This window comes from Hyphomicrobium sp. (assembly GCF_035572195.1).
Classification (GTDB): domain Bacteria; phylum Pseudomonadota; class Alphaproteobacteria; order Rhizobiales; family Hyphomicrobiaceae; genus Hyphomicrobium_B.
Genome location: NZ_DATNBA010000051.1, coordinates 21,966 through 32,309, shown reverse-complemented (window position 1 = coordinate 32,309; position 10,344 = coordinate 21,966). Strand labels below are relative to the sequence as shown.

The 10,344-nt window shown below is 61.9% G+C and carries 9 protein-coding genes; 4 read left to right on the top strand and 5 right to left on the bottom strand.

Features of this window, described 5'->3' with window-relative positions; translation table 11 throughout:
* Nucleotides 1-52 precede the first annotated feature (52 nt).
* On the bottom strand, nt 53-1,381 hold the full coding sequence (locus VN623_RS05125; protein WP_325568795.1) for a hypothetical protein: 1,329 nt from the start codon (nt 1,379-1,381) through the stop codon (nt 53-55).
* 722 nt (nt 1,382-2,103) lie between these two features.
* Here VN623_RS05125 and VN623_RS05120 point away from each other — a divergent pair.
* The gene (locus VN623_RS05120) at nt 2,104-3,369 is read left to right on the top strand and encodes a hypothetical protein (RefSeq protein ID WP_325568793.1); all 1,266 of its coding nucleotides are present in this window, start codon (nt 2,104-2,106) and stop codon (nt 3,367-3,369) included.
* Between the two features lie 83 nt (nt 3,370-3,452).
* On the opposite strand, the gene cutA is transcribed toward VN623_RS05120, so the two are convergent.
* Complete coding sequence (cutA, locus tag VN623_RS05115) at nt 3,453-3,830, bottom strand: divalent-cation tolerance protein CutA (protein WP_325568791.1); 378 nt, start codon at nt 3,828-3,830, stop codon at nt 3,453-3,455.
* A gap of 53 nt (nt 3,831-3,883) precedes the next feature.
* Between cutA and VN623_RS05110 the strand changes: the two genes are divergently transcribed.
* The gene (locus tag VN623_RS05110) at nt 3,884-4,666 is read left to right on the top strand and encodes an NAD kinase (RefSeq protein ID WP_325568788.1); all 783 of its coding nucleotides are present in this window, start codon (nt 3,884-3,886) and stop codon (nt 4,664-4,666) included.
* 276 nt (nt 4,667-4,942) lie between these two features.
* Here VN623_RS05110 and VN623_RS05105 read toward each other — a convergent pair whose 3' ends face one another.
* Nucleotides 4,943-5,518: a nitroreductase gene (locus VN623_RS05105; protein ID WP_325568786.1), complete on the bottom strand. Its 576-nt coding sequence runs from the start codon at nt 5,516-5,518 to the stop codon at nt 4,943-4,945.
* A 90-nt stretch (nt 5,519-5,608) separates the two neighbouring features.
* On the opposite strand from VN623_RS05105, the gene VN623_RS05100 reads away from it, so the two are divergent.
* The gene (locus VN623_RS05100; RefSeq protein ID WP_325568784.1) at nt 5,609-7,537 is read left to right on the top strand and encodes a vWA domain-containing protein; all 1,929 of its coding nucleotides are present in this window, start codon (nt 5,609-5,611) and stop codon (nt 7,535-7,537) included.
* A 74-nt stretch (nt 7,538-7,611) separates the two neighbouring features.
* Nucleotides 7,612-8,655 carry a hypothetical protein gene (locus tag VN623_RS05095; protein WP_325568781.1) on the top strand — a complete coding sequence of 348 codons (1,044 nt, stop codon included), beginning with the start codon at nt 7,612-7,614 and terminating at the stop codon, nt 8,653-8,655.
* Here VN623_RS05095 and VN623_RS05090 read toward each other — a convergent pair.
* Both VN623_RS05090 and VN623_RS05085 read right to left on the bottom strand, forming a co-directional pair.
* Nucleotides 8,642-9,223 carry a hypothetical protein gene (locus tag VN623_RS05090; protein ID WP_325568778.1) on the bottom strand — a complete coding sequence of 194 codons (582 nt, stop codon included), beginning with the start codon at nt 9,221-9,223 and terminating at the stop codon, nt 8,642-8,644. The two genes, VN623_RS05095 and VN623_RS05090, sit on opposite strands and share 14 nt — an antisense overlap.
* Before the next feature lie 57 nt (nt 9,224-9,280).
* Nucleotides 9,281-10,318, bottom strand: a complete 1,038-nt coding sequence (locus tag VN623_RS05085) for an amino acid ABC transporter substrate-binding protein (RefSeq protein ID WP_325568776.1) — start codon at nt 10,316-10,318, stop codon at nt 9,281-9,283.
* Nucleotides 10,319-10,344: the final 26 nt, after the last annotated feature.

Below are 10,344 nucleotides of genomic sequence, written 5' to 3'. Positions count from 1 at the left end.
AAAAACAAAAAGGCCCGCCGGATGGCGGGCCTTTCGTTTCCGAGAAGCAGCGCTAGGCTGCGTCGGCGCGTAAGGCCGTCGAAGTCGTAACCTCCTCGAGTGCCATGTCGGATTTGAGTGCGATACCGATATACCGGACTCTGCCGGCCACCTTCTCCTTCTTCACGCCAAGCTCTGCGAATTCACGTGCGAAGCTCGGTAGTGCAGCGGGTTCCTTGTTCTTGGACTCACACCACGAACAATAGTCCTCGTAGAGTTCAGTAGCCGTGACGCTTGATCCGTCGCGGACCTCGATGTTCTCCTTATAGAAACGCTCCGTGTTGGTTTCAGGTGCGAGACGCCGTACGGGCGCCGCGGACCGGCTTTCCGCAACCTTTGACTCAACCTGACGCACTTCTGCGGGTTGGGCTTCGATTGCACGCGCCGCCGGAACTGGTACGTCGAGAGGTATCTCGATCGACCGGTTGTCGTTGGCGCCTGAACGCGGCTTTTTCGTTGGAACGGCCACCGGTGTACGCACCGGAGTCGCCACCGCTGCCGCAGCGGTGTTTGCTTCTGCCAGCACTCTCGGTGTGACAGGCATCGGACGGTCATAGAGCCGCCACTGGCTGAATGCGACGTACATGCCGAATCCAGAGCCAACTTCGAGCAGTAGCGCGACGAACAACGTCAAGGCCATCTGCACATTGTCGATCTTAACGCTCGGGAAGAACGCCGCCACAAGCTCGGTCAGAACCTTGGCTTGTGGATCAGCCTCCGACAGCGCAGGCGTGCCTGCGGTCGCATCGAGCTGAGATCTCAGCTGCGCAATACGAGCATCAGCGACCTTGGCTGCGCTCGCGGATGCGAGTTCAGCGTTCAGCCCTGTGTACTTATTGCAGAACGTCCGTTCGGTTTTCGTATTGACGTCCGTGCAGCTGTTCGACCACTTCCAAGCTTTCTGCATCTTCAGGCCGTCGATATCGCTCTGCACCGCCTGGTATGGGCGATGTTGCGGTATCCAGCCTGCCTCTTCTTCCGCGCGTTTGAGATCAGTCCTCAGATCCTTGTAGGTCTGAGCCTCTTGAGCACGGTGTCCGGTCGAATCGAAGCGGTTCAACGCTGCGTGACCAAGCGCCGACGTCATGGCGTAGCCCGTTACGACCACCCAGACGAGCGCCGACGCAGCCGCCTGCGACCAGATCTTGTTTCGAATTGCGGCGAAGAAATAAAACGGTACCAGTGCCTTCAAACAATCGGCAGCAGCGGAAGCTGCCCCGTAGATTTGGCCATCAAACTCGGTTCGTCCGAGACTGAAGCCAAAACGCCAGTTCATCGCAGCCGACACGGCGAGTAGTACGCCTGCTGCAAGAACCCCCAACACGCCTAAAACGTGTCTCATTCGTCTGCCCTCTCCTGTGAGGGCCGGTTTTGATTGAACGCGTACGAGACCGGCCATTTCGTGTTGTGGCCAAGCGCCAGAGGGGCGGCACCGGCCAGTGCTCTTAGAACGCGGAACGGGCATGGCTGCGATAGGCGTCCGATCCGTTCGGCTGTGAGCTCCGATGTCATCCCCATGACACCGGCAGACGAGCGATTGGGAAACCAAGCAACCACGCGAGCCAAGAGCTGCCCAAACTTCCGTCACCTTGTAGCTGCCATCGTCCGCTTCGCCGCTTAGAAGCCGGCCGGTGGAAGACTTATCCTCAAGGCTGCGTAAGGCTGGAAAACTTGTACGCGAATTAAACTCCCCTCGCTCCCAGGGGTATGTGATTCGAATTGCGTTGTTAATCGAATTCTTAGGAGAATCATTATTCTAGAAATGCTCGCCCGGCGGCCAATCCGGTTTAGCGAAGCCCCATCCACAGCCCCAGCCGGCCGGTTGATAAGGTGGTGGTTTTCCAAAAGTTTTGCACCGGTTGTCCGACGTAGCGCATGCGCCCGTGGTCGCAAAAGTGTCATCCCGAACGGCGCGCCGCCGGCATCAAATAACTGTTCACTCCAGACTTTTCTCGCGGTTGCAGATGAGAGTTTCCGCTTACCATTTTGCTGAATTTCGTGCATGCTGGCGGCTTGGCGCTTGCCCGTCAGTTGGCGCGCCGCGAGTTCTGTGGAGTTTCGGTTATGGAGCGGTTCAGCGGGTTGCTGTTGATGCTCGCCGGCTCAGCAATGGTCGGCTACGCGTGGTTGCCAACGCCCCAGGAAGACCAAGCGAACTTCACGATCGTCACACGCAGTTCTGTGTCGCCCGAAAGCCAGACAACTCGCGACGATAGTAGCAACCAAGATGAGGTTGTCCGAACATTCTCGCCGACATCGCCTGCGTTCCGCCAGCGTGATCAGCTCGAACGCGCGAACGCGGCGGTTCTCGCCGCTGGATCGAAGTCGGGCACATGGACCACGGTCGTAACGGCCACGCCGACGAGGGCCGTCGCACTCAACTCGTCGAAGCGAAACGATTGGCAAACCCGTTATGAGCTCGCACGCGACCTGCAGCGCGAACTGAAGCGCGTCGGCTGTTACGGCGGTGAGATCAATGGCACCTGGACCCGCTCCAGCAAGGCGGCGATGGTTGACTTCATGGACCGCGTCAACGCGACCCTGCCCGTCGACACGCCCGATTACGTTCTGCTGACGCTCGTGCAGAACCATCGCGAAATCGCCTGCGGAGCCGAGTGCCCATCCGGGCAAGTCAATGACGGAGGCGGCCGCTGCGTGCCGCGCGCGGTAGTTGCTCAGGCGTCGAAGAAATCGCAACGCCTACAGGAGCGACTTTTAGCGGAAGCCAGGCTTACCGCCGAACGACAACGCGATCGCATCGCCTCATCGAATAGCAGCCGTTCGTGGCAGCAGTCGCAGAAGCAGCCGCGGGCCGTGGCCTCCGCCGAACCTGAAAAATTGCCGTGGCTCGAAAATCGCAATCAGCCGGTTGCGCCTACCGCCACCACCCGCTTCTCCGAACCATTGCCCGGCCGGATGGCGATCGGCGGCCCCGTTCCTGCCGACATGCCATCCTCCAGCGTTGCGGCCTCATCGTCCGGGTGGCAGCAACTGCCGATCGAAAATTCAGATAGCCCGGACGGTAGAAACCTTGCCGCCTCGAAAGCCGGCGACACAGCTGCGGCCGTTGCGGCGCTGGCCCCGGATGGTAATGCAGACGTAGACGATGGAGCGTCGCAATTGAGCGCCGACGCGACCGCAGCACAACTGAACAACAGGGCGGCGCGCCCAGCACGGGCCCATCGGAAGGCTTCCAGGGCTTCGCGTTATCGAGACGAATTCTCGCGGTCACGGCCGAGCTACGCCTCCTCCGGCAAAAGACGCCGTGGCGAGCCGCGTCCGGGGACGATGGGGTACAACGTGGCGAGGGTTCTGGGCGGTATATATTGATCCAACGGCGGCGACATAACTCGATTGAGCGTCGCCGCTTTTCCCGAAACCATCACTTCCTCCACGGTATAACGAGACCGGTATCAAACGCGCGTGCCGCTGCGCACCCAGGCGAGATAATCGTCGCTTCCGCCGAGGACCGGCAGGACGAGCACCGCCGGAGTTTCATATGGGTGGTGCGCCAAGATATACGCGACGGCCCGCTCAACGCCCTCGCCGGCTAGCTTCAAGATCATCACCGCTTCCTCAGCCGTTTCGGTCGCGCCCTTCCACACGTAGACCGAGGTCATGGCTGGAAAAACGTTGATGCAGCCGGCGAGACCCTGCTCAACCATGCTCCGTCCGAGTGCCAGCGCGGTTTGGCGGTCCGGGAAGGTCGCGTAAATCATGGCGACGCTGGCCGCTGGCGGAATACCGTCCTCTACGCTATCTCGTGCGGGGGGCTTGTTGTTTGTGGGCACTTGAGCGAGCCTCCCTGCCTTCGTGCGACCCTGCATCAATCGCAAAGCCATACATGCCGAAAGAAAAAGCCAAATTCGAGCGCATCGCTTTCGTGGCCAGTGAGATGCCCGAAGCCATTGACGCCCAGAAAGCCCTGGTCAAGCGTTACGGAAAAATCGAGCCGGCCAAGGCCGATGCCATCGTCGCGCTCGGCGGCGACGGCCTCATGTTGCAGACGCTACACCGCTTCATCAACGACAAGATACCGACGTACGGCATGAATCGCGGCTCGGTCGGCTTCCTGATGAACGACTATAGCGAGGACGATCTGCTCGAGCGCCTCGCCGCCGCCGAGATCAGCCGCATCCACCCGCTATCGATGATCGCGACGGACAGCGCGGGCAAGGCTCACAAGAGCCTGGCAATCAACGAAATCTCGTTATTTCGTCAGCGCTATCAGGCGGCCAAGTTGCAGATCGCCATCGACGGCAAGGTGCGTCTGGAGGAGTTGATCTGCGACGGCATCCTGGTCGCAACGCCAGCCGGATCGACGGCTTACAATCTCTCCGCCCACGGGCCTATTTTGCCGATCAAGGCACCGCTTCTGGCTGTTACGCCGATCAGCCCTTTCCGGCCGCGGCGCTGGCGCGGTGCGCTCGTTCCGAACAAGGTCCACATAACGATCTCGGTTCTCGAAGCTGAGAAGCGCCCGGTCAGCGCCGTCGCCGATCATTTCGAAACGCGCGACGTTGTAAAGGTCGAGATCGAGCAGGCGCGCGCCATCGAGCTTTTCATGATGTTCGACCGCAACCACGGTCTTGAAGAGCGTGTGCTCGCCGAGCAGTTTAGATTTTAGTTGGCGCCTGCGACTCCGCTTCGCGGAGCCGGCCGCAATCGCATAAGTAAGGGCCCCTAAAACCGACTGGCCCTCCCGACCGGCGCCGGAGCGCGAGTAGAGAAGGCCATGATTTAGGTGAGTGTGCTGCTTGGCGACTTCGGCGAACGCGCGGTGCTGATACCACTGTCCGCCACGGATCCTATCCGCAAACACGCATTTCATAAGATTGCGCTTAAACCGTTAACATTGCGTTAACGTGTCAAGCGAAGCCTCGCCCGCTCTTCCAGTCCGGCGTCAGGCAGGCCAGCGCGTCAGCAGGTTTTCGATCACCGGCCTCTCCCGCTCATCGGGCTTCTCCATCGGACGGCCGATGTAGATGAAGCCCGCTATGCGTTCGTTGTCGGTCAGGCCGAGCGCTTCTCGAACTGCCGGGCTGTAGGCGATCCATTCGGTTATCCAGGATGTCCCGAAACCGAGCGCGTTGGCGGCGAGGCAAATATTGAAACACACAGCTCCCGCCGACAGTACCTGCTCCCACTCCGGAGTGCCAGGCCTGATCCTCGGCGACGAGACAACGGCGAGCACCAGCGGCGCCCGCAAGAAGCGTCCGCGCTCGAGTTCGAGGCGAACCGGCGACGGCGGCTGGCGTTCTTCCCGCTCGCAGGCTTTGGCGAAGATCTCACCCATGGCCGCCCGGGCGTCGCCCTCGAAAACGATAAATCGCCACGGATTAAGCTTCTTATGGTCCGGCACACGAGTGCCCGTCGTCAGGATCTGCCTGAATTCCTCGGCCGTCGGCCCGGGTGCGGCAAGCCGGTCGGGCTTTACGGAGCGTCTTGCCGCAAGAAATTCAAAAATCGAGGTATCCATGTCGTGTTCCGTGCCAATCTGATTGCCGCCTCGCTATCGCAGGCGACGGCCTGATACAATTGGAATCATCGACACGTGCCCGAGGGGAAGATGCGTCGCAGACTTCGATACTTTGCCGCGACTGTTGTGGCAGCCATCGGCGTAATCGCCGCTACGGACGCCGTCTCGGCTGACGATGCGCCGACCGCGGTGCTTCTGCTCGACGGATCGGGCTCGATGTGGGCACGCCTGCCACCTGACAATCGCGCCAAAATCGATATCGTGCGCGAGAAGCTCACGACGATCTTGCAGACCCCATCATCGACGCACGTCGGCCTCGTCTCTTTCGGTCACCGGCGACGCGGCGATTGCAGCGACGTCGAGGTCATCGCACCTCCCGACAGCGCCCGCGACGGCGTCGTTGGTCCGCTGGCGAAGATCAATCCGATCGGCCCTGGGCCGCTCACCGCCGGATTGAAAGCGGCCGTCGATGCGATCGGCACGGCCCGCCCGGCGCAAATCATCGTCGTCGGCGACGGAGCCGATAACTGCCATCAGGATAGCTGCGCCGCTGCGGCCGACATCGCCAAGACGTCGCCCGGCATCACAATCCAGGTCATCGAAATCGGCGTTGCCGCCGCCGATCGAGGGCGCGTCGCCTGCGTCGCCGAGGCAACGGGCGGGCACTACTACGACATCACCGATTCAAACGGTCTCAACGCGGCGCTGGATGAAGCCACGAAGCTCGCGATCCTTTCACCCGGCGCACCGCCGGAGGCCGCAACAGCCGGCGCCACAGTCGCGCCGCCGCCGCCGGCCGGCGCGTCGTTGCGAGTTTCGGCGTCGCTCGCGGAGGGCGGTACTTTGCTCGACGTGCCGGTGAGCTGGAAGATTTTCAAATCAGGTGACACGACCTCGCTCGGCGAAAGCCAAGGCTCGGGCATTTCGGCTAAGCTGCCTGCCGGAAGCTACGATGTCGAAGCGAAGCTCGGATCGCTGTCAGCCCGGCAGCAGGTCACAATCGAAGCTGGCAGCGCGCAAAGCATCATCGTGCCGCTCAACGGCGGGCATCTCAACATCCGCGCTGCGGCCATAAAGGGCGGCGAAGCCTCGCCGACAGCAATTCTGACCGTCGTCTCGGGCGACACATCGGTCGCAATCGCTCGCAATGGTGCCGCTGATCTCTATCTGCCGCCGGCGGCCTACACGGTGAACGTCTCCGATGGCGTCGCGCGCACCTCGCGATCGGTGACGCTTGCGGCGGGCGACGACAAGCCTGTCGCCATCGGACTCGGAACGGGACGCCTTGAGCTGTCGGCCACAACCGGCGATGCCGCCAAGCCGATGGAAGACATCCTCTATACGATTTTCGAAGATGACCCCGAGAGCCCCGATGGACGGCGCGAGGTGGCGCTGTCGCGGGCTCCGGATGCGAGCTTCACGCTGCCGGCCGGAACCTATTACGTCAGCGCACGCTCCGGCGCTGCAGACGTTCGCGAGCGCATCGCGGTCGGCGTCGGCGAAGTGGTGAAGCGGACGCTGACACTGGCTCTCGCGCCGCTCAAAATTTCGACCATCGTCGCGGGTGCGCCTGCGAAAGCCAAACAGGGAATTCTCTACCGCGTCGACCGGCTCGACGGCGATAAAGCGCGCGTGGCACGCGCCTTGGGCCCGACCTTCGATCTCAACCTGCCAGCCGGGCGATACAAAGTCACCGCCTCGATCGCGTCCGGCGATTTGGCGGCGTCGCGAGAGGTGACGCTGGAAGCCGGAAAGCCCGCAGCCGTGCAGCTCGAAATCCAAGGTGGAGAGGTAACCTTCAGGCCGCCGCCCGGGGAAGCGTCGGCGACAGGCGACATCTACTGGGAAGTCATCGACGCCAAAGGGGTGCCGCTGTGGCGGGCAATGGGGGTCGAGGCCAAGGCGCTGCTGGCGCCAGGACATTACACCGTCCGTCTCGAAGCCCGCAGCAAGCACAATACGGCGGCGTTCGACGTGCGCGCCGGTGAGAACCAGCAGATCGAGATCGGTCCGGGATGACACTGAACGTGAGGCGTACACCAAGGCGATTAAGGCGCGGTGCTTTCGCATCGGGCACGCGGCGGACGACCCGCGTGGCGTTCAACGCGGTCGCTGCGGCACTATTCGTCGCCGTCCTTTGTGTCTTCGCTGCATCGAACTCGCGTGCCGCGGAGCCTGTACCCGACGGCCCGCCGAGCGGCTCCTGGAGCCCAAATCTCGACGTCCACAAGTCGGCGGGCAAATCATCGAACACGACGGTCGTCGAACGCGGCGGCAAAGGCGCGAACGCCGTGAAGCTGGTGGCGCTGTTGACCGCGGACGGCCAGCAGATCGACGAGGGACTCGTCTGGCGCGTCTTTCAGATGAACGGCCCGACCGGCAAGACGAAACTCGTTTCGGAATCGCACGAGGCGAGCCCATCGATCAAGCTGCAGCCCGGCGAATATACGGTCAACGCCGCGTTCGGCCGTGCAAACCTGACGCGCAAGATCGTCGTCAAACCCGGCGGCCCGCCGTTCGAAGCCTTTGTGCTGAATGCCGGCGGCTTGCGACTGTCGGCGTTGGTCGGCGGCAAACCGGCACCACCCGGCACCGTAACCTACGCGATTTTCGTCGATGACCGCGATCAATTCGACGGCCATACGCCGGTGATGACAGGCGCCAAGCCGAGCCTCGTCATCCGGTTGAATTCCGGTATCTACCGCATCGTGTCGCAATACGGTGACGCCAACGCCAAGATCGAGGCCGACGTTACGGTTGAAGCCGGCAAGCTGACCGAAGCGACCGTGACGCATACGGGCGGCAAGGCGACGTTCAAGCTCGTGACGCATCCGGGCGGCGAGGCGACGCCTGATACCCGATGGAGCGTGCAAACGGCCGAGGGCGAGATCGTCAAGGAGAGCGTCGGCGCGCTGCCGACCCACATCCTGGCGCCCGGCAAATATGTCGTGACGGCGTCCTCGGCGGGTCATCTCTTCAAGAACAGCTTCACCATCAATGACGGCGACGTCACCAACGTCGAAGTGCTGATGACGGCGGCGAATGAAGACAACAATGGCGATGGCGCGGGGCTGACCAGCGTCGCACCGTCCGCCGCTACGCCAGGCATGCCGTTGCTCGACTTCAAAAATCCGTAAGCACCCAGTCCGTCGGGCAGCCGTTGGCGCGCATGCGCTTTTCGATGCTCGCGTGACGTTCCATCTGGCCGTCTTCCAGGTAGGCCGTGCGCGCCAGCTGCCATTGTTCGCAGGCGGTCGTCAGATCGCCCAACCGATAAGCCGCTTCTGCGAGTTCGATCCGAGCCGCGGCGTGCGATGCGTGTGGCCCATGTTTCGACCCATATGCTGCCGCCGAACGCAGCGCCGTCATGCGGGATGCCTCGTCGCCGAGCTCTGCATGACAAAATGCGAGTTCGAGATAAAGGCCCGCGAGCGGCTGCAAGTTACCGGCGGCTTGAGCCACCTCGATACGCGTGGCGATGTCTCGGGCGTCGTTCGCGAAGTCCCGCGGTGGCGTTTCGTCTGCCGGCGTTGCGACCTCCGCCGCTGACGAGTCCAGCGCACCGGCGACGCGATCGCGACGGCGCGCGGCGGCTTTCGCCCGGACGCGGCGCACCAGTAAAATGAGCAGCAGCGCCAAAACCGCAAGGGGAAGCGCAAGAGCTGCATCTCTTACCAGCGCGTCGATCGTCATCGGATTGTTCACTCGACTGACCCCGGCTCCTGCGGGACGCTCACCGGCACCTCAATTGACGGGAACTCGTCAGCGTATCGGCGCCGCGTACATCAGCCCGCCCTTGGTCCACAGATTGTTCAAGCCGCGATCGAGCTTCAACGGCGAGCCTTGCCCCAACGTACGTTCGAAAATCTCGGAGTAGTTGCCGACCTGCCTGACGATTTGATAGGCCCAGTCGCGCGGCAACCCCAACGGCGCACCGAGATCGGCTTCGAGACCCAGGAAGCGACGGATATCGTGCACCGGCGACGCCTTCATCATATCGACGTTGCTGCTGTTGATACCAAACTCTTCAGCGGCCACAAGCGCCATGAATGTCCAGCGGACGATCGAGAACCACGCATCGTGACCACTCTGCACGTAAGGTCCCAGTGGCTCTTTGTTGATGATTTCCGGCAGCAGCATGTGCTCGGCGCCGTTGGCAAGATTGCTGCGCACGTACGCCAGCAGCGACAGATTACCCGTCAAGACCGTGCACCCGCCGTTGGCGTACGTTTTGACGAGGTCGTCCCACCGCTCCGACTTGATGAGTTGGTAACGCATTTTTCGCGAACCGAAGAAATCGGCGATGGCGCTTTCGTCGCTTGATCCCGACAGCGTGCAAATCGATGCCCCGGAAAGCTCGAGCACGCTCGATATCGAATGATTACGCGGCACGATGAAGCCCTGGCCGTCGTAATACGAAACCTCGACGAAGTGGGCGCCAAGCTCGGTATCGCGCGTCAACGTCCAGGCCGTGGCGCCCATTAGAACGTCGACTTCATTGTCCTGCAGCGCCTTGAACTTATCGCCCGCGGTCAGGCTGAGGTATTTCACCGAGTCCTTGTTGCCGAGTATTCCAGCCGCGAGGGCCGAGCAGAATTCAATGTCGAACCCGCTCCATTTGCCGCTTGCGTTGACTTTGCTGAAACCGGGAGCATTCTCGGTAACTCCGCAAACGACGTAACCGCGCTTGCGAACCGCGTCGAGGATGCTTGCAGGGTCGGCCAATGCTGGAGTGCAGAATTCGACCACTGCCATCGCGATAACGATGGCCAATGTCGCGCAGCTATTTCCGATTCTCATCTGCGATCTTCCGGCGTACGCTCAAC

Coding starts and splice junctions, on each gene's coding strand:
- VN623_RS05085 (WP_325568776.1), bottom strand. CDS start 10,318: ATGAGAATCGGAAATAGCTGCGCGACATTGGCCATCGTTATCGCGATG.
- VN623_RS05110 (WP_325568788.1), top strand. CDS start 3,884: ATGCCGAAAGAAAAAGCCAAATTCGAGCGCATCGCTTTCGTGGCCAGT.
- VN623_RS05100 (WP_325568784.1), top strand. CDS start 5,609: ATGCGTCGCAGACTTCGATACTTTGCCGCGACTGTTGTGGCAGCCATC.
- VN623_RS05125 (WP_325568795.1), bottom strand. CDS start 1,381: ATGAGACACGTTTTAGGCGTGTTGGGGGTTCTTGCAGCAGGCGTACTA.
- VN623_RS05120 (WP_325568793.1), top strand. CDS start 2,104: ATGGAGCGGTTCAGCGGGTTGCTGTTGATGCTCGCCGGCTCAGCAATG.
- VN623_RS05105 (WP_325568786.1), bottom strand. CDS start 5,518: ATGGATACCTCGATTTTTGAATTTCTTGCGGCAAGACGCTCCGTAAAG.